Below are 17,992 nucleotides of genomic sequence, written 5' to 3'. Positions count from 1 at the left end.
TCGCCAACCAGCTGGGCGCCAGCCTCTCGGTGACGGCCTACATGAGGAGGGCCAGCCGCTACGTCCCGGAGATCGGCACGGCCGACGTGGTCCGCGCCGGTGCCGGCGTGCGCGCCCAGGCGGTCGCCCGCGACGGCTCCCTGGTCGAGGACTTCCGCATCGGCCACCAGGATGGCATCACCACGCTGCGCAACGCGCCCTCGCCCGCCGCGACCTCCTGCCTGGCGATCGCCGAGCACGTCGCCGACCGCATCGAGCAGGACAGGTGATGCCTACGGCTTGAGCACCCTCAGGAGGATCGCGGTCATCATGTCGAGAAGCTCCTCGGCCGATCGGCGATCGGCCGGGGGCGTGCGCAGGTGGGCGACCAGTGACTCGCTGATGCCGCCGACGACGAACACGCCGACGAGCTCCCGGTCGGCTCGCGACGGCTGGGGTGCGGCCGGGTCGGTGAGGGCGAGTTGCACGGCATCGAGACCCTGCGCGATCGCCAGCGTGGTCTGGCGCCGCCTCTCCTCGATCTGTTCGGAGAGGCCTACGACCTCGATCTCGATGATCTGGCAGGCTCGCAGATCGGCGAGCAGCGGCCCGACGACTGCTCGCACGGCGTCGCCCGCCCACTGCTCGATGTCGGCGACGGTCGGAGTCGGGAGCTGCTCGATGTCGACGCGGATCTGGTCCGTCACCTGCGCGTAGATCGCCTCGAGCAGGTCGGCGCGCTGGTTGAAGAGCTCGTAGAAGGTCCGGGTGGACACCGTGGCCGCGGAGCAGAGCCCGCTCACGGTGCTGCTGTGGTAGCCGGTGGTCCCGAAGATCTCCAGGCCGGCTACGAGCAGCCGCTGACGGCGCTCGTCGGAGCGCTGCTCCGACGTGCTTCCCCGCCAGACCTTGGCCTGTGCTGCGCTGGTGCCCTGCACGAGATCCCCCTGACGAGCTATTGAAACGTTGCGTTTTCGATGCCACGATCTCGGACATGTCCTACCTCGTCAAGCCCCAAGACCGTGCACCGGCCCGGCGCGAGCGCCTCCCGTCCGACGCGAAGATGCCGACCACGTGCGTGATCGGCGCCGGGTCGAGTGGGATCGCCGCCGCCAAGACGCTGTATGAGGCCCGGCTGCCCTTCGACTGCTTCGAGCTCGGCAGCGCCGTGGGCGGCACCTGGGTCTATGAGAATCCCAACGACCAGTCCGCCTGCTACGAGACGCTGGAGATCAACACCTCGTGCCCCCGCATGGCCTACTCGGACTTCCCGATGCCGGAGGACTACCCGGACTACGCGAAGCACCACCAGGTTGCCGACTACTTCGCGGCGTACGTGGATCACTTCGGGTTCAGGCACACCATCACCTTCGACACGCGAGTCGACACGGTCGAGCCCACCGGGGCCGGTCGCTGGCTCGTCAGCTTCACCGGGCCCGGCGGTGCGCAGCAGCGGGAGTACGACAACGTGATCGTCGCCAACGGCCACCACTGGGACGCGCGCTGGCCCGACCCCGCATACCCCGGCACGTTCAACGGCGAGCAGATCCACTCGCACGACTACAACTGCGCCGACCAGCTCAGCGGTCGTGACGTCGTCGCCGTGGGTGCCGGCAACTCGGCGATGGACATCGCGGTCGAGGCCTCGAAGGTCGCCCGCTACGCGGTCATCTCCCAGCGTCGCGGGCAGTGGGTGCTTCCGAAGTACGCGCTCGGCAAGCCCGCCGACCAGCTCACCCTGCCGTCCTGGTTGCCGTTCTGGGTCACCGCTGCCCGGATGTCGTTCGGTGCTCGCGTCGCCGGCAATGTCGCCAAGCTGGGCCTGCCGCAGCCCGAGCACAGGCCCGGGCAGTCGCACCCGGTGCAGTCCGAGGGCATCCGCGGGGCGCTGCGCTCGGGCCGGCTCCTGGCCAAGCCTGGCATCGAGCGCCTCGACGGTGACCGAGTGGTCTTCACCGACGGCAGCTCGGTGCCCTGCGACCTGCTCGTGTGGGCGACCGGTTACAACGTCACCTTCCCGTTCCTGGACCCCGACCTGGTCTCGGCGGCGGGCAACGACCTGCCGCTGTGGAAGCGGATGGTGCACCCAGATCTCCCGGGTCTGTTCTTCATCGGGCTGCTGCAGCCGTTGGGAGCGGTGATGCCGCTGGCCGAGGCCCAGAGCCGGCTGGTCGCCGAGCTCATCTATGGGCGCTACGTCCTGCCGCCCGAGCGGCACCTGCGTCGGCAGCTCGCGGACGACGACGCGGCGTACAAGAAGCGGTTCTACTCCTCGGCGCGGCACACGATGGAGGTCGACTTCGACCGCTATCTGTGGGAGCTCGACCGCGAACGACAGCGTGGGGCCGCCCGTGCGGACGCCGTCCGCGCACGCGACGGTGCATCCGCATGACCAGGGGTGGTGCGCTGGTCACCGGTGCAGGCGGCGGTCTCGGGCGTGAGGTCGCGTTGCGGCTGGGGGCGCTGGGCCACACCGTGCACGTGACCGACGTGGACCAGGCCCTCGCCGAGGCTGTGGCCGAGGAGGTCGGCAACGGCGCCTTCGCGTCGGGCTACGACGTCCGCGACGCGGACGCGGCACCCGAGCTGGCCGCCCGCACCGTGCGGCAAGCCGGTTCGCTCGCTCTGTGGGTCAACAACGCGGGGGTGCTCTTCACCGGGCCGATGTGGGAGCAGTCGGCCCAGACGCGACAGCTGATGTTCGACGTCAACGTGCTGGGCACGACGCACGGCATGGCCGCGGCGCTGGGAGTCATGACGAAGGCCGGACGTGGGCACGTCGTCAACATCGTGTCGCTCGCAGGTCTGTCGGCGGTGCCGGGCGAGGCGGTCTACGCCGGCACCAAGCACGCGGTGATGGGGCTGAGCGTGTCCACGATGCTGGACCTGCGGATCGCCGGTCTGCGCGACGTCCACGTCAGCTGCATCTGCCCCGACGGCATGTGGACGCCGATGCTCTACGACAAGCTCGACGACCCGTGCGCCTCGATGTCCTTCTCCGGGGTGCTCCTGGAGCCCGGCGACGTCGCGGACGTCGTGGCCCGCGTAGTGCGCAGACCGAGGCCGGTCACGGCGGTGCCGAGGTGGCGTGGCTCGATGGCCCGTGCCTTCGACCTGTCGCCGCGACTCACGCTGCTCGGTGGCCCGCTGGTCGTGAAGGGTGCCGTCAAGCAGCAGCGCAGGATGCGTCGCCGGCTGCTCGATGACCCGGCGCGGGTCGCCGCCGCCCTCCGCATGCGCAGGGGGGCTCCCGACGCCTGAGTCCGGTCGTCGAGTCGAGCGGCCGCTGCCGACGGGCGTGGTCACGTAGGCCATGTGCGAGGCTCGGAGGATGGCGAACACGATGCTGTCCATCGCTGCCGGCGACACCACGCCCGGCTTGCTCGAGGAGACGATCGGCGCGAACTTCGAGCGGACCGTTGCGGCGTACGGCGAACGCGAGGCCCTCGTCGAGGTGCTGACCGGGCGGCGCTGGACCTACGCCGAGCTGGACCGCGACGTCGACGCCCTGGCGATCGGCCTGCTCCACGCCGGGATCACCAAGGGCGACCGCGTGGCCATCTGGGCGCCCAACTGCGCCGAGTGGACGATGACCCAGTTCGCGACCGCCAAGATCGGCGCCATCCTGGTCAACGTCAACCCTGCCTACCGCACCCACGAGCTGGCCTATGTGCTCAACCAGTCGGGGGCGAAGCTGCTGATCTGTGCCACGGCGTTCAAGGGCAGCGACTACCGCGCGATGGTCGAGGAGGTCCGCGAGCAGAGCCCACTGGAGCGTGTGGTCCACATCGGCACCGAGGACTGGACCGAGCTCGTCGCGACCGGGGACGGCGACAGCCTCCAGCAGCTCGTGAGCTGGAGCCTGGATCCCCACGACCCGATCAACATCCAGTACACCTCCGGCACCACCGGCTTCCCCAAGGGCGCGACCCTGAGTCACCGCAACATCCTCAACAACGGCTTCTTCGTCACCGAGTTGATCAACCTCACCGAGCAGGACCGGCTCTGCATCCCGGTGCCCTTCTACCACTGCTTCGGGATGGTGATGGGCACCCTCGGCTGCACCACCCATGGCGCGACCATGGTCATCCCCGCCCCGGGGTTCGACCCGGCCACGACCCTGAAGGCCATCGAGGACGAGCGCTGCACGGCGGTCTACGGCGTGCCCACGATGTTCATCGCCATGCAGAACTCGGCGGGCTTCTCCGACGTCGACCTGTCGACGCTGCGCACGGGGATCATGGCCGGTTCGCCCTGCCCCGTCGAGGTCATGAAGCGCTGCATCGCAGACATGAACATGAGCGAGGTGTCGATCGCCTACGGGATGACCGAGACGAGTCCGGTCTCGACGCAGACGCGTGCCGACGACGACCTCGATCGGCGCACGGCGACCATCGGGCGGGTCCACCCGCACGTGGAGGTCAAGGTCGTCGACCCACTCACGGGGGACACCCTGGCGCGCGGGGAGACCGGGGAGTTCTGCACCCGTGGCTACTCGGTGATGCTGGGCTACTGGCACGACGAGGAGAAGACGCGCGAGGCGATCGACGAGGACGGCTGGATGCACACCGGGGACCTCGCGGTGATGCGCGAGGACGGCTACTGCGCCATCGTCGGCCGGATCAAGGACATGGTCATCCGCGGCGGGGAGAACATCTATCCGCGGGAGATCGAGGAGTTCCTCTTCACCCACCCCGACGTCGAGGACGTGCAGGTGATCGGGGTCCCGGACGAGAAGTACGGCGAGGAGGTGTGCGCGTGGCTCCGGATGCGCCCCGGGACCGAGCCGCTCGACGCCGCAGCGGTCAAGGCGTTCGCCGCCGGCAGGTTGGCGCACTACAAGATCCCGCGCTATGTCGTCATCGCCGACGAGTTCCCGATGACCGTCACCGGCAAGGTCCGCAAGGTCGAGATGCGCGAGGAGACGGCACGCCGTCTCGGCCTGGGCTGATCGGCTCCGCCCGCTGCGCTACCCTCGTGGCGCCAGTCGTACTCCATCACGTGGAGTCAGGGAACCCGGTGAGATTCCGGGACTGACGCGCAGCGGTGAGGGTGACGGGCGGAGCACGCCGCCTCCCCGGAGGTGGCAGCCACTGGAGTGCACGTCTCCGGGAAGGCGCCCCGGCCCGGTTGATCCCGAGTCCGAAGACCTGCTGGCCCTAGCGGCAATCGCCGCCGGGTCACACGGCCCCGCGCACGGGCCCGGACCAGATCGGTGCCAGATTTGTCCACCACCCGCCATCGCGGCGACCTCTGCCCGGGGGTGCTCCGACCGTGGTCGGCCCCCGACGGGATGCTCGTCCGCCTCCGGCTCATCGGTGGCCGGGTGGCGTCGGCGTCGCTGCGGGCGCTCGTCGACGTCAGCGACGCGTACGCCGACGGGCGCGTGCACCTCACGTCCCGGGCCAACCTCCAGGTGCGCGGCCTCCCCGGCGCCGGCAGCGGTCTCGACCCGCGAGTGCTGGGCGCGATCGAGGCGACCGGCCTGCTGCCGACCCGCAGCCACGAGCTGATCCGCAACGTGATGGCGTCGCCCCAGACCGGACTGTCCGGCGGCCGGGTCGACCTGCGCCCCGTGGCCGACGAGCTCGACGCGCGACTGTGCGCCGACCCCGACCTCGCCGCGTTGTCGGGGCGCTTCCTGTTCGTGCTCGACGACGGTCGCGGCGACCTGCTCGAGCGCAGCTGCGACCTCGGGCTCGTCGCCCTCGACCCCGAGTCGGCCCAGCTCCGGGTCGGCGACGGGCTCGGCCCGGTCGTGCCGATCAGGACTGCCGCGGCGCGGATCGCGGAGCTGGCGCACGCGTTCGCCGTACGCCGCGGCGAGGGACCTGCGGCACCGTGGCACGTGGCGGAGCTGGACAGCCCCCTGATCGACCTCGCCGTCGCGGACCCACGGCTGCCGACGCCGACGCCGCCGTTGGCCTTCGGGGCGGTGCCTGGAGGCCTGCACGTCGAGGTGGCGGCCGACGGCCTGGACCGCACCACCGTCGCCGACCTCACCGCCGACGCCCCCGCCCTCGTGGTCACCCCGTGGCGCGGGATCCTGATCCCCCGGGAGACCCCATGAGCGACGTGTCGGACCTTCGCCGCCCGCCGCGGCGCTACCCCTATGTCGATGCCGGTCCTGCGATCTACGTCGACTCCTTCGCGACGATCCGCCGCGAGGCCGACCTGAGCGCGGTGCCGGCGGACGCGGAGAGGCTGGCGGTCCGGATGATCCACGGCAGCGGTCAGGTGGACCTCGCGGACGACCTCGTGATCCACCCCGGCCTCGTCACCGCCGCCCGGGCGGCGCTGGACGCCGGTGCGCCGATGCTGTGCGACGCGACGATGGTCGCGACCGGCGTGACCCGGAGCCGGCTGCCGAAGGGCAACGACGTCTTGTGCTTCCTCAACGACGAGCGCGTCCCCGCTCTCGCCCGGCAGTGGAGCACGACCCGCACGGCGGCGGCCGTCTCGCTCTGGGAGGCGCACCTCGAGGGCGCTGTCGTGGCGATCGGCAACGCGCCGACGGCGCTGTTCCACCTGCTCGAGCTGATCCTCGACGGCGGCCCACGGCCGGCGGCGATCGTCGGCTGCCCGGTCGGCTTCATCGGTGCCGCCGAGTCCAAGCAGGCCCTCGTCGACCTCAGGGACCAGCACGGGATCGACATCCCCCACGTCACCGTCCGGGGCCGTCGCGGCGGCTCCGCGATGACCTCGTCCGCCCTCAACGCACTGGCCCAGGAGCAGGAATGACCACCGGCCACTTCTACGGCGTCGGGGTCGGCCCCGGCGACCCCGAGCTGATCACCCGCAAGGGTGCGCGACTGATCGCGGGCGCCGACGTGGTCGCCTTCCACGCCGGCGTCGGCAAGGAGTCCAACGCCCGCCGCATCGCCGCCGATCTCTTCGCGGCGACTGTGATCGAGGAACAGCTGACCTATCCGGTCACCACCGGCGCGACCCCGCATCCGGGCGGCTACCCCGGCGCACTCGCGCAGTTCTACGAGGAGTCCGCCGACCGGCTCGCGGCCCATCTCGAGGCCGGCCGCGACGTCGTGCTGCTGGCCGAGGGCGACCCGCTCTTCTACGGCTCCTTCATGTACATGCACGACCGGCTGGCCGAGCGCTACCGGACCGAGATCGTGCCCGGCGTGCCAGCGTTCATGGCGGCCACTGCCGCTGCGGCCAGCCCCCTGGTGCGGCAGACCGACGTCCTGACGGTGCTCCCCGGCACCCTGCCCGAGCCCGAGCTGGCGCGCAGACTGGCCGACACCGACGCCGCGGTCATCATGAAGCTCGGCCGCACCTTCCCCGCCGTCCGGCGGGCGCTCGAGGCCGCCGGTCGCCTGGACCATGCGCTGTACGTCGAGCGCGCCTCGATGCCCGAACAACGCTGGCTGCCCGTGGCGGAGGTCGACGCGGACTCGGTGCCCTACTTCTCGCTGATCGTGGTCACCGGCGACTCGCGCAACGGCCCGCGCTCTCGCACCTCCGCCGACCCGATCCCGGCCGTAGCCGAGGACACCGCGGCGGGCGCCGAGCTGCTCGTCGTCGGGCTCGGCCCCGGCCCGGACGGGTGGCTGACCCCGGAGGTGTCCTCGGCTCTGGCCGACGTCGACCACGTCGTCGGCTACGGGCCGTACGTGCAGCGGGTGCCCCAGCGGCCCGGCCTGACCCGGCACGCCTCCGGCAACACGGTCGAGGTGGATCGCGCCAGGCTTGCGCTCGACCTCGCCAGGGCCGGCAAGAGGGTCGCCGTCGTGTCCGGCGGCGACGCCGGGGTCTTCGGGATGGCATCCGCCGTCTTCGAGGCGGCGCAGGACGCGGCGTACGCCGAGGTCTCGATCCGCGTCCTGCCCGGAGTCAGCGCCGTGCAGGCCGTGGCGGCGCGGGCCGGGGCCCCGATCGGGGGCGACTTCGCGGTCATCTCCCTCTCCGACCGGCTCAAGCCGTGGGCGGTCGTCGAGCGGCGGCTGCGGGCGATCGCCGAGGCCGACCTCGTGCTGGCGATCTACAACCCGGCATCCTGCTCACGCACCGAGCAGGTTGCGACCGCGCAGCGTGTCCTGCTGGAACACCGCAAGCCCGACACTGTGGTCGTCGTCGGTCGCGACATCGGCCGGGCCGAGGAGTCGCTGACCGTGACGACGCTCGCCGAGCTCGCCCCGGCGAGCATCGACATGTCGTGCCTGCTCATCATCGGCGCCGAGGCCACGCGGGTCAGCCCCGCCGGTGTCTGGACCCCGCGCTACGTGGAGGCGTGATGGCAGTCCACTTCGTCGGTGCCGGCCCCGGGGCCGCCGACCTGCTGACCGTGCGTGCGACCAGACTGCTCGGCCGAGCCGACGTGGTGCTGTTCCCGGGCACCTACCTCGACCCGGAGGTGCTCGCCCACGTCAGCCCGGACGCCACCCTGGTCGACACCCAGGACCTCGACCTGGACCGGATCGTCGACGCCCTCGTGGACGCCCATGCTCAGGGCAAGGACGTCGTCAGGCTCGGCTCTGGTGACCTGTCGATCTACTCGGCCCTCGCCGAGCAGACCCGCCGCCTCGACGCTGCTGGGGTGCCGTGGGACGTCACGCCGGGTGTGCCCGCCTATGCAGCGGCCGCCGCGCTCCTGGGCCGCGAGCTGACGGTGCCGCTGCTCTCGCAGTCGGTGGTGCTCACGCGCACCCGGGCACGCTCCACGGCGATGCCCGAGGGGGAGTCGCTGGCCGCGTTCGCCGCGACCGGGGCCACCCTCGTGCTGCACCTCGCGATCACGCGGACGCGTGAGCTGATGGTCGAGCTCGAGCCGGAGTACGGCGCCGACTGCCCGGTCGCCGTCGTCCACCGCGCCAGCCAGCCGGACGAGCAGGTGCTGCGCGGCACTGTCGGCACCATCGCCGACGCGGTCGAGGATGCGGGACTCAGACTGGCGGCGGTCATCCTCGTCGGGCACGCGCTCGACCCGTCCGCCGGTGGCGAGTCCTTCCTCTACGACCCGGCCCGGGACCGGAGCGCGAAGCGGTGAGCGACCTCTACGACGTCATCAACCGGCGCCGCGACACGCGGCGCGAGTTCACCGGCGAGCCGATCGACGCCGGCGCCCTGGACCGGGTGCTGGCCGCCGCACACTGCGCCCCCAGCGTCGGGATGAGCCAGCCGTGGGACTTCGTGCTGGTCCGTGCCCCCGAGACGCTGGTGGTGTTCCGCGACCACGTGGCCGACGAGCGCTCGGTCTTCGCATCGACGCTGAGCGGTGATCGGGCCGAGACCTTCGACCGGATCAAGGTCGAGGGCATCGTCGAGTCCGGTCTGGGCATCGCGGTCGGCTACGACCCGAGCCGAGGCGGGTCGCACGTGCTTGGTCGCCACGCCATCGCCGATGCCGGGCTCTACTCCGTCGTCTGCGCCATCCAGAACCTCTGGCTGGCTGCGACGGCGGAGGGCCTGGGTGTCGGGTGGGTGAGCTTCTACCGCGAGGACTTCCTCCGGAGCCTCGTGGGCTTCCCGGCCCACGTCCGCCCGGTGGCGTGGCTCTGCGTCGGCTCGGTCTCTGCGCTGCCGGCGGTGCCGGACCTGGAGCGGTTCGGCTGGCGGCACCGGTCACCGCTCGGCGAGGTTCTCCACCAGGAGCGCTACGGGCCTCGCGGGCAGGCCATCGGCGATCAGGCTGGCCCGTTCCCAGCTCCCAGAGACACAGAACATCCACTCAAGGGTTAAAACATCCGACCCAACGGGAACACCATTGCCATGTCGAGAGAGAAACGCAGTTGCAGAGGAGATCCTCAGGGGGTGAGCGGTTCGGGCCGGGCTCGCACGCAGACCGAGGACGACCAATTCCACGTGGAACGCGTGGCTGTCTCGGGTGATGACGAATCCAAGGGAGTCACGATGTCCGCCGCACCACGCGAACTGGCATACGAGTCCATGGCCGACCTGGTGGGTCGCACCCTGGCCGTCGCGGGCCGGACGGCCGACGGAGGTTTCATCGTGCCGCTGGAGCTGGTGGGCGTATCGGCACCCTGTGCTCACCAGCGACTCGTGGCCTTCACGGCCGACCTGATCGGTCCCGTCGGCACCCGACTGACGGCGCCGGGTCGCTACCTGATCGTCGACGGCGGCCAGCGTTTCAGCTTGACGCTCTCCTGGGCGACCACCCACTCCGATGCGGTCCACTACCGTGCCACCTTCGTGCACCGGGCCGCCGACGAGACTGGTCGGCTCTCGACGAGCCCGCAGCTCTCCGTGGGGGGGCCGGCATGAGCGTGGAGCCTGCGATGCAGGCGGCCCCGCACGCCCCGTCATCTCCCTTCGACCAGCTACGCGCCGACCACCGCATCGATGTCCTGCCCCGTCGTCCCATGAGCGAGCGCAGGCTTGTCGACGACTCGGGTGTGGCGACACCCGTCGAGGCCAGGAGTGACCGGTCGCCGGTCGACTACACGGAGTTCAAGGAACTCGCCACTGCTGTCAGGCAGTGGCTGGTCCTCGCGCGGGCCAAGGACGCCGTCGCGTCCACTCCGGTCGTCCGCGCCGAGCTCCGGACTCCGCACCCCACCGTGGCGGACGTTCGCTGGCAGGACCGCGAGGAGGTCGTCGTCACCGAAACGCCGGCCCTGCTGATCGATGCCGCGCACCTGACCAGCGAGGGGCTGCCGCAGCTGCTCGAGACCGTGCGCGCCGCCTACGGCAGCCCTGTCATCTGCCGCGCCTACGCCGACTGGACGAAGCCCGATCTCGCCGCGTGGTTCGAACCGCTGCGCCACTACGGCGTCCAGCCCGTCCACAACTTCGACACCCCGGACCACAGCCGCAGCCTCGTCGCCCTCACCCTCGAAGCGCTGGAGATAGTCGAGAAGTACGCCGTGACGTCCCTCGTGCTGGTCGGCGACTTCGGAGCAGCCCTGCCCCTGGTGACCCGGCTCAAGGCGGCTGGGGTCAAGGTCGCCGTCATCGGACCCGCCAGCAATCCCGACGACGTCCGACGTGATGCGGACGAGTTCGTTGACATCGCCTCGCTGAGCCAGCCCGCCGCCGCCTCCCGGGGACGACACCGGGCCTGACGGATGCGAGCCGGCGCCGACCTCAGCCGCGCGTCCAGGCCCACTGGGTGACGGTGCGCGCGGGGGTCCAGCCCGTGAAGGAGCCGACCGGCGAGGCAGTCTCGACCGCGATCCGGGTCAGCTCGCCACCGTGCTCGGCATAGGCCTGCGCGAGCAACCGTTCGGTCTCGAGCGTCACGCCGTGCACGACCAGCCGACCAGCGGGCGCCAGCGCCGCCAGGCACGCCCCGAGCACGCCCGGAGCGGTGGCCCCGCCGCCGACGAAGACGGCGTCGGGCGTGCGCAGTCCGTCGAGGTCAGCCGGTGCCCGGCCCGTCACCACCTGCAGGCCGGGTACGCCGAGGCGGGACGCGTTGCGGGCGATCCTGGCGGCCCGCTCGGGGTGGCCCTCGATGGCGGTCGCGGTGCAGGTCGGATGGGCGCGCATCCACTCGATGCCGATCGAGCCAGCCCCGGCCCCGACGTCCCACAGGTGCCCCCCCGGAGTGGGTGACAGCCGCGCCAGCGCGGATGCGCGCAGGTCACGCTTGGTCAACTGACCGTCATGCTCGAACGCGTCGTCGGGCAGACCCGCGGTCCAGCCGACCAGGGACGGGCCGACCAGCTCGAGCGCGAGCACGTTGAGGCGGGGGGAGTCCTGTGACCAGCCTTCGGCCGGGCTCGTCACGCGCGATTCCGACGGAGCCCCGAGGTCCCCCAGGACGTGGAGTGCGCTGGCGCCGTACCCCGCGTCGGTCAGCATCTCCGCGACCCGGCCGGGGGTGTGCTCGTCGGAGGACAGCACCAGGACGCGGCGCCCCGGGGCGAGCTCGCGCAGCACCAGTGCCGGGTCGCGACCGACGAGGCTGACCACGGCACAGGACTCGGCGGCCCAGCCGAGGCGGGCCCGGGCGAGCGCCACCGACGAGACGCCGGGATGGGTGACGACGCGGTCGCGGCCGAGGATCTCGATGAGGGTCGCGCCGATGCCCGAGACGAGCGGGTCCCCGGAGGCGAGGGCCACCACAGGTCCGTCGTCGAGGGTGGTCAGGAGTTGGGGCAGGCCCGTTCGCAGTGGCGAGGGCCAGGTCAGCCGCCGCTGACCGGGGACGTCCGGCAGCAGATCGAGGTGACGGGCGCCGCCGAGCACGACCTCGGCGTGGAGAACCAGGTCGCGGAGGCGGTCCGGGACTGCGGCCCAGCCGTCGGCGCCGATGCCCACGACGGTGACGGCGGGCGCGCGAGAAGGGGATGGCGAGGGGTGTGGCGAGTCGGGCACGAGGCCGCACGCTATCGTCTCGGCAGGCACGAGGTGCCCCAACGGCCCGGCCATCGGAAACGGTGAACCACGGTCGACGGGGAGAATCTGGGAAGCCGGTGAAAGTCCGGCACAGGCCCGCTGCGGTGAATCAGGCCCCTCCCCAGGGGGACCCGACAAGTCCGAAGACCGGCCTCGCGTCCGACCATTCATCAATGGCGAAGCGAGCGGGAGCCTCACATGCCACAGCACTACCCATTTTCTGCCGTCCTCGGTTGCGAGGCCGATGGGCTCGATGACATGGGCCTCGCCCTCGTCCTCACCACGATCGCGCCCGAGATCGGTGGGGTGCTCGTGCGCGGCGAGAAGGGCACGGCCAAGTCGACCACGGTGCGCGCGCTGGCCGCCGTGCTGCCGCCCGTGGAGGTGTTCGCCGCCGACCGGTTCTCGATCGACCCCGACGACCCGTCCGCGACCTCGCCCGACGGCCCGTTCGCCGTGGACGCCGAGGTGCTCTCGCGCCCGGTCCGGCTGGTCGAGCTGCCGGTCGGGGCCACCGAGGACCGGGTGCTCGGGTCGCTCCACCTCGAGCGCGCGCTGTCGCAGGGCAAGGTCGAGTACGAACCCGGCCTGCTCGCGCGTGCCCACCGCGGGATCCTCTACGTCGACGAGGTCAACCTGCTCCACGACCACCTCGTCGACCTGCTGCTCGATGCGGCGGCGATGGGCCGGGTCACGATCGAGCGCGACGGGGTCTCGGTGGAGCATGCCGCGCGCTTCGTGCTGATCGGCACCATGAACCCCGAAGAGGGCGAGCTGCGACCGCAGCTCCTCGACCGCTTCGGGCTGACCGTCGAGGTCGCTGCCCCGCGGGACCCCGCGCTGCGCGCCGAGGTCGTACGCCGCCGGATGGCCTACGACGTCGAGCCGGTCGCCTTCACCGGGCGCTATCGCGACCTCGACCGGTCGCTGACCGAGCGGATCGAGGCGGCCCGCTCGCGTCTGGCGAAGGTGCGGCTGACCGATGTCGCGCTGCTCAAGATCGCCGAGATCTGCGCCGCCTTCGAGGTCGACGGCCTGCGCGCGGACATCGTCACGGCCCGCACCGCCGTCGCCCATGCTGCCTGGGAGGGTCGTGACGAGGTCACCCGCGGGGACATCCGCCGGGCTGCTCTGCTGTCGCTCCCGCACCGCCGTCGCCGCAACCCGTTCGACGCGCCGGGCCTCGACGAGGACCTGCTCGACCAGCTGCTCGGCGACGACGAGCTGCCCCCCGAGCCGCCGGAAGGACCGGCGCCGGACCCGGATGGCGCTGAGGAGGGCGAGGGTGAGGGTGCGGGCGAGTCGGGCGACGACGGGGTGCGTGACGAGGGCCAGTCCTCCGACTCATCACCTCACGCGGCGTCCGAGGAGGACGGCGAGCCGGCTCCGTCAGCCGGCGCCGGCTCGGTGGTGAGCGCTGCTGCGGCGTACCGCCCCAAGCTGCTGACCGTCCAGGGGCTCGGGGACGGCGCCGCCGGCCGACGCAGCCGTGCGCTGGCGCGCACCGGTCGCCGGATCGGCGCGACGCGGGGCGACAGCGGCTCGCTGCACCTGGTCGAGACACTGCTGGCCGCCGCGGGACAGCAGCCGGGGCGGGGACGCACGGGTGGCCGCGTGGACCTGCGCGCCGAGGACCTCCGCGTCGCCGTCCGCGAGGGACGCGAGGCCAATCTGGTGCTCTTCTGCGTGGACGCGTCCGGCTCGATGGCGGCCCGCAAGCGGATGACGCAGGTCAAGACCGCCGTGCTCTCGCTGCTGATGGACGCCTATCGCCGACGCGACAAGGTCGGCCTGATCACCTTCCGAGGCCGGGGCGCGGTGCTCGTGCTGCCGCCGACGCACTCGGTCGAGATCGCCGCGGCGCGCCTCGACGAGCTCCCCGCGGGCGGCCGGACGCCGTTGGCGGCGGGCCTGCTCGAGGCGGCGACCGTGCTGCGACGGGAGCGGCTGCGGGACCCGCGGCTTCGGCCGCTGCTGGTGGTGGTGACCGACGGTCGCGCCACCGACGGCGCCGACGCCGTCACCCGGTCCGTGCGTGCCGCGGAGTACGTCGCCGCTCTCCGCGTCACCACGATCGTCGTCGACTCCGAGGCCGGCCCGCTCCGGCTCGGGCTCGCGGCCCGGCTCGCGCAGGTGCTCGGCGCCGAGCACCTGCCCGTCGCCGACGTCAGCGCCGAGGCGCTGACCGGCTCGGTCCGGCAGGGCGTGGCCTGATGCCCCAGGGCCAGCCGATCGCCGTCCCCGACGACGGGCTCACCACCCGGCAGCGCCGCAACCGCCCACTGCTGATGGTGCACACCGGCGACGGCAAGGGGAAGTCGACCGCCGCCTTCGGGATCGGGCTCCGCGGCTGGAACCAGGGCTGGCGGATCGGGGTCTTCCAGTTCGTGAAGTCGGCCAAGTGGCGCATCGGTGAGCAGACCGTGCTCGAGCGGCTGGGCCGCCTGCACGAGGAGACCGGCGAGGGTGGCCCGGTCGAGTGGCACAAGATGGGCGCCGGCTGGTCGTGGACGCGCAAGCACGGTGACGACGCCGACCACGCGACCGCGGCCGTCGAGGGATGGCAGGAGATCAAGCGCCGCCTGGCCGCCGAGACGCACGACCTCCTGATCCTCGACGAGTTCACCTATCCGATGAAGTGGGGCTGGGTGGACGTCGACGACGTCGTTGCGACCCTGCGGGATCGACCGGGCTTCCAGCACGTCCTGGTCACCGGCCGCGACGCCGACCCCCGGCTGACCGAGGTCGCGGACTTGGTCACCGAGATGACCAAGGTCAAGCATCCGATGGACGCCGGCCAGAAGGGCCAGAGGGGCATCGAATGGTAGGCGACCGAGACGAGCGAGGGACGAGCGAGCGACCGAGCCTGCCGAGACAAGGATGGTGACGTTGCCGCGGCTCGTGGTCGCGGCGCCCTCGACCGGGCAGGGCAAGACCACCATCGCCACCGGGCTGCTGGCCGCGTTGCGTGCCGCGGGGCACGAGGTCAGTGGCCACAAGGTCGGACCCGACTACATCGACCCCGGCTACCACGCTCTCGCCTCCGGTCGCCCCGGACGCAACCTCGACCCGCACCTCGTCGGCGAGGAGCGGATCGTGCCGCTGCTGCTCCACGGCGCGGCCGGTGCCGAGGTCGCGGTCATCGAGGGCGCGATGGGCCTGCACGACGGCCGGCTCGGGACCGACGGCTTCGCGTCGACCGCCCACGTCGCCGCCCTCACCCGGTCCCCGGTGGTGCTCGTCCTCGACGTGGCCCGCCAGTCGCGGTCGGTGGCCGCGATCGCGGCCGGCATGGCGGCGTACGACCCCAGGATCCAGGTCGCCGGGGTGGTGCTCAATCGCGCCGGCTCGCAGCGCAACGTCGAGGAGATCGAGCGTGCGCTGTCCTGCCCCGTGCTCGGCGTGCTGCCGCGCGACGAGGACCTGGCCACGCCGTCGCGCCACCTCGGGCTCGTGCCGGCCGCCGAACGCGGCGACTCGGTCGCGATGATCGAGCGGCTCGGCGCGCAGGTGGCACGGCACCTCGACCTCGACGCGTTGATGGCGGTCGCCCGATCGGCGCCCGTCCTCGACGCGTCACCGTGGGATCCGCGCCTCGAGATCAGCCCCTCGGGGCCGGGGCGTCCCGTGATCGCGGTGGCCGGCGGTCGCGCCTTCACGTTCAGCTACCCCGAGACCGAGGAGCTGCTTCGTGCGGCCGGCTGCGAGGTGATCGCGTTCGACCCGCTCGTGGACCGTGCGCTCCCGGCCGGCACGCGCGGCATCTACCTGGGCGGCGGCTTCCCCGAGGTGTACGCCGCCGAGCTGGCCGCCAACCGCGACCTCCTCGCCGACCTGGCGCGCGCAGTCCGCGCCGGCGTCCCGACGGTGGCCGAGTGCGCCGGGCTGCTCTATCTGGCCGAGAGTCTCGACGGCGTCGAGATGGCCGGCGTCGTGCCGGTCAGCGCCTCGATGACCGAGCGGCTCACGCTGCGCTACCCGACTGCGACAGCGCTCTGCGATTCGCTGCTGACGCGGGTCGGCGAGCGCGTGACCGGGCACGAGTTCCACCGCACCGCCGTCGATCGTGACGGCGCCGCGTGGGAGATCGACGGCGGCCCGACCGGGTTTGCCACCGACACCTGGCACGCGTCCTACCTGCACGTGCACTGGGCCGGGCACCCGGTGCTCGCCCAGCGGTTCGCCGACTCCGCGCACCGCGCGGCACCGCACATCACGACCACCGCGGATGCGTCACCGGCCGAGCCGCTCCGTCACCACGGCGACGTCGAGGCGGGCGCCGGGCTGCTCGACTTCGCGGTCAACGTCTACGTGGGGGAGCGGCCGGACTGGCTCGACCGCGCGCTGCACGCAGCTCTCGACAGCACGGCCTATCCGGATGCGGGGCCCGCCCGCGCCGCGATCGCGCGCCACCTCCGTCGGCCGGCCGAGGAGGTGCTGCCGACCGCGGGTGCCGCGGAGGCGTTCACCCTGGTCGCGCGGATGCGACCGTGGCGGCACCCGGTGGTGGTGCACCCGCAGTTCACCGAGCCGCACGCGGCACTCGAGCAGGCGGGACACCTCGTCGACACCGTGCTGTGCCGGCCGGACTTCACCCTCGATCCGTCGAGAGTCCCCGACGACGCCGACCTGGTCGTGATCGGCAATCCGACCAACCCGACCGGCGTCCTGCACCCGGCGTCGCTGATCAGCAGCCTGCAGGGGCCGGGTCGACTCGTCGTGGTCGACGAGGCCTTCATGGACGCGGTCCCCGGCGAGCTGGAGTCGCTCGTGCGAGCCGGCCTCGACGGGGTCCTGGTCATCCGCAGCCTCACCAAGCACTGGTCCATGCCCGGCATCCGGGCGGGGTACGTCGCCGGCGACCCGCGCTCCGTCGGCGAGCTCGCCCGGATCCAGACGCCGTGGTCGGTCGCCGGCCCGGCCGTGGCCGCCATCATCGCCTGCACGACCGCCCGGGCCAACGCGGAGGCCGCCCGGCGAGCACGCACGATCGGCGGCTGGCGCGACCACCTCGAGGCCGGCCTGGCCGAGCGCGGTGTCGAGCACGTCCCCTCGAGCGCCCCGTTCGTGCTGGCGCGGCTCGGGGGAGCACGGCTGTCCCTGCGCGGTGCCGGCGTCGCCGTACGCCGCGCGGACACCTTCCCCGGCCTCGACCCGACCTGGGCGCGGATCGCCGTACGACCGGAACCGATGACGGACCGCCTCTTCAGCGCCCTCGATCACACCCTCCAGCCGACCTCGTGAAGGACCCAGCCATGGCCCACGTCTCCGCGCCCTGCGACATCGCCCGCATCCATGCCGTCAAGCGGCTGGCCGCGCTCGCGACCCCGCCCGGCGCGCTCGGTCGCCTGGGCGACCTGGCCGTCTGGGTGGCGGCCTGCCAGGGCCAGGTGCCGCCCGTGCCCGTCGACAACGTGCGGCTGGTCATCTTCGCCGGTGATCACGGTGTCGCCACGCACGGCGTGTCCGCGTTCCCGCCGGCCATCACGGGCGCGATGGTCCGCACCTTCCTGCTCGGCAAGGCAGGGGTCAGCGCACTGGCGAACGCCCACGGGGTGGCACTCCGTGTCCTCGACCTCGGCGTGGACGAGGACTTCGACGACCTCGACGAGGGGGTCTGGACGGCGCTGACGGCCCACAAGGTCCGGCGCGGCAGCGGCGCCATCCACCTCGAGGACGCGCTCACGGCCGACGA

Annotated in this window: 16 protein-coding genes, 1 pseudogene and 2 riboswitches; of the genes and pseudogenes, 15 read left to right on the top strand and 2 right to left on the bottom strand. The window is 72.3% G+C overall.

Features of this window, described 5'->3' with window-relative positions; genetic code table 11:
* A pseudogene (locus RMO85_RS12445) lies at positions 1-269 on the top strand (L-2-hydroxyglutarate oxidase); the annotation flags it as partial.
* A 3-nt stretch (positions 270-272) separates the two neighbouring features.
* Here the strand turns inward: RMO85_RS12445 and RMO85_RS12440 are convergent.
* The gene (locus RMO85_RS12440) at positions 273-917 is read right to left on the bottom strand and encodes a TetR/AcrR family transcriptional regulator (protein WP_310529042.1); all 645 of its coding nucleotides are present in this window, start codon (positions 915-917) and stop codon (positions 273-275) included.
* Positions 918-973: 56 nt separating this feature from the next.
* Between RMO85_RS12440 and RMO85_RS12435 the strand changes: the two genes are divergently transcribed.
* The 10 genes from RMO85_RS12435 (at position 974) to RMO85_RS12390 (ending at position 11,018) form a co-directional block, all read left to right on the top strand.
* Positions 974-2,371 carry an NAD(P)-binding domain-containing protein gene (locus RMO85_RS12435; RefSeq protein WP_310529041.1) on the top strand — a complete coding sequence of 466 codons (1,398 nt, stop codon included), beginning with the start codon at positions 974-976 and terminating at the stop codon, positions 2,369-2,371.
* Positions 2,368-3,240, top strand: coding sequence for an SDR family oxidoreductase (locus RMO85_RS12430; protein WP_310529040.1), 873 nt, complete (start codon positions 2,368-2,370; stop codon positions 3,238-3,240). Before RMO85_RS12435 ends, RMO85_RS12430 begins: the two co-directional genes overlap by 4 nt.
* A 70-nt stretch (positions 3,241-3,310) precedes the next feature.
* Positions 3,311-4,930 carry an AMP-binding protein gene (locus RMO85_RS12425; protein ID WP_310529039.1) on the top strand — a complete coding sequence of 540 codons (1,620 nt, stop codon included), beginning with the start codon at positions 3,311-3,313 and terminating at the stop codon, positions 4,928-4,930.
* 16 nt (positions 4,931-4,946) lie between these two features.
* Positions 4,947-5,152, top strand: a riboswitch (cobalamin riboswitch).
* A gap of 51 nt (positions 5,153-5,203) precedes the next feature.
* The gene (locus tag RMO85_RS12420; RefSeq protein ID WP_310529038.1) at positions 5,204-6,049 is read left to right on the top strand and encodes a nitrite reductase; all 846 of its coding nucleotides are present in this window, start codon (positions 5,204-5,206) and stop codon (positions 6,047-6,049) included.
* Positions 6,046-6,720 (top strand): precorrin-8X methylmutase, encoded by a 675-nt coding sequence (locus tag RMO85_RS12415; protein ID WP_310529037.1) that lies wholly within the window; start codon positions 6,046-6,048, stop codon positions 6,718-6,720. The genes RMO85_RS12420 and RMO85_RS12415 overlap by 4 nt, the downstream gene beginning before the upstream one ends.
* Positions 6,717-8,231, top strand: a complete 1,515-nt coding sequence (locus tag RMO85_RS12410) for a precorrin-2 C(20)-methyltransferase (RefSeq protein ID WP_310529036.1) — start codon at positions 6,717-6,719, stop codon at positions 8,229-8,231. The genes RMO85_RS12415 and RMO85_RS12410 overlap by 4 nt, the downstream gene beginning before the upstream one ends.
* Positions 8,231-8,983, top strand: a complete 753-nt coding sequence (cobM, locus tag RMO85_RS12405; protein WP_310529035.1) for a precorrin-4 C(11)-methyltransferase — start codon at positions 8,231-8,233, stop codon at positions 8,981-8,983. Before RMO85_RS12410 ends, cobM begins: the two co-directional genes overlap by 1 nt.
* Positions 8,980-9,675, top strand: a complete 696-nt coding sequence (gene bluB / locus RMO85_RS12400) for a 5,6-dimethylbenzimidazole synthase (RefSeq protein WP_310529034.1) — start codon at positions 8,980-8,982, stop codon at positions 9,673-9,675. The genes cobM and bluB overlap by 4 nt, the downstream gene beginning before the upstream one ends.
* 171 nt (positions 9,676-9,846) lie before the next feature.
* Positions 9,847-10,218, top strand: a complete 372-nt coding sequence (locus RMO85_RS12395) for a hypothetical protein (RefSeq protein ID WP_310529033.1) — start codon at positions 9,847-9,849, stop codon at positions 10,216-10,218.
* Between the two features lie 98 nt (positions 10,219-10,316).
* Complete coding sequence (locus RMO85_RS12390) at positions 10,317-11,018, top strand: NYN domain-containing protein (protein ID WP_310529032.1); 702 nt, start codon at positions 10,317-10,319, stop codon at positions 11,016-11,018.
* Positions 11,019-11,040: 22 nt separating this feature from the next.
* Here the strand turns inward: RMO85_RS12390 and cbiE are convergent, their stop codons facing one another.
* On the bottom strand, positions 11,041-12,276 hold the full coding sequence (cbiE, locus tag RMO85_RS12385; protein ID WP_310529031.1) for a precorrin-6y C5,15-methyltransferase (decarboxylating) subunit CbiE: 1,236 nt from the start codon (positions 12,274-12,276) through the stop codon (positions 11,041-11,043).
* A 53-nt stretch (positions 12,277-12,329) separates the two neighbouring features.
* A riboswitch (cobalamin riboswitch) is annotated at positions 12,330-12,468 on the top strand.
* Between the two features lie 27 nt (positions 12,469-12,495).
* Between cbiE and RMO85_RS12380 the strand changes: the two genes are divergently transcribed.
* From RMO85_RS12380 to RMO85_RS12365, 4 genes are all read left to right on the top strand, one after another.
* The gene (locus RMO85_RS12380) at positions 12,496-14,511 is read left to right on the top strand and encodes a VWA domain-containing protein (RefSeq protein ID WP_310529030.1); all 2,016 of its coding nucleotides are present in this window, start codon (positions 12,496-12,498) and stop codon (positions 14,509-14,511) included.
* Complete coding sequence (gene cobO, locus RMO85_RS12375) at positions 14,511-15,125, top strand: cob(I)yrinic acid a,c-diamide adenosyltransferase (RefSeq protein WP_310529029.1); 615 nt, start codon at positions 14,511-14,513, stop codon at positions 15,123-15,125. Before RMO85_RS12380 ends, cobO begins: the two co-directional genes overlap by 1 nt.
* 52 nt (positions 15,126-15,177) lie before the next feature.
* Positions 15,178-17,541 (top strand): cobyrinate a,c-diamide synthase, encoded by a 2,364-nt coding sequence (locus RMO85_RS12370; protein WP_310529028.1) that lies wholly within the window; start codon positions 15,178-15,180, stop codon positions 17,539-17,541.
* A gap of 11 nt (positions 17,542-17,552) precedes the next feature.
* Positions 17,553-17,992: nicotinate-nucleotide--dimethylbenzimidazole phosphoribosyltransferase (locus tag RMO85_RS12365; protein WP_310529027.1), on the top strand; the 440-nt coding region annotated here is incomplete at its 3' end.

Origin of the sequence: Nocardioides sp., from assembly GCF_031422975.1 — a bacterium.
Lineage (GTDB): Bacteria > Actinomycetota > Actinomycetes > Propionibacteriales > Nocardioidaceae > Nocardioides.
This window is presented reverse-complemented; position numbering and strand designations above follow the sequence as displayed.

Excerpts from the sequence above, each read along its gene's own strand:
- cobO (WP_310529029.1), top strand. The coding sequence starts at position 14,511 with ATGCCCCAGGGCCAGCCGATCGCCGTCCCCGACGACGGGCTCACCACC.
- RMO85_RS12410 (WP_310529036.1), top strand. The coding sequence starts at position 6,717 with ATGACCACCGGCCACTTCTACGGCGTCGGGGTCGGCCCCGGCGACCCC.
- RMO85_RS12435 (WP_310529041.1), top strand. The coding sequence starts at position 974 with ATGTCCTACCTCGTCAAGCCCCAAGACCGTGCACCGGCCCGGCGCGAG.
- RMO85_RS12395 (WP_310529033.1), top strand. The coding sequence starts at position 9,847 with ATGTCCGCCGCACCACGCGAACTGGCATACGAGTCCATGGCCGACCTG.
- RMO85_RS12430 (WP_310529040.1), top strand. The coding sequence starts at position 2,368 with ATGACCAGGGGTGGTGCGCTGGTCACCGGTGCAGGCGGCGGTCTCGGG.
- cobM (WP_310529035.1), top strand. The coding sequence starts at position 8,231 with ATGGCAGTCCACTTCGTCGGTGCCGGCCCCGGGGCCGCCGACCTGCTG.
- RMO85_RS12380 (WP_310529030.1), top strand. The coding sequence starts at position 12,496 with ATGCCACAGCACTACCCATTTTCTGCCGTCCTCGGTTGCGAGGCCGAT.
- RMO85_RS12415 (WP_310529037.1), top strand. The coding sequence starts at position 6,046 with ATGAGCGACGTGTCGGACCTTCGCCGCCCGCCGCGGCGCTACCCCTAT.
- RMO85_RS12370 (WP_310529028.1), top strand. The coding sequence starts at position 15,178 with ATGGTGACGTTGCCGCGGCTCGTGGTCGCGGCGCCCTCGACCGGGCAG.
- RMO85_RS12425 (WP_310529039.1), top strand. The coding sequence starts at position 3,311 with ATGGCGAACACGATGCTGTCCATCGCTGCCGGCGACACCACGCCCGGC.
- RMO85_RS12390 (WP_310529032.1), top strand. The coding sequence starts at position 10,317 with ATGAGCGAGCGCAGGCTTGTCGACGACTCGGGTGTGGCGACACCCGTC.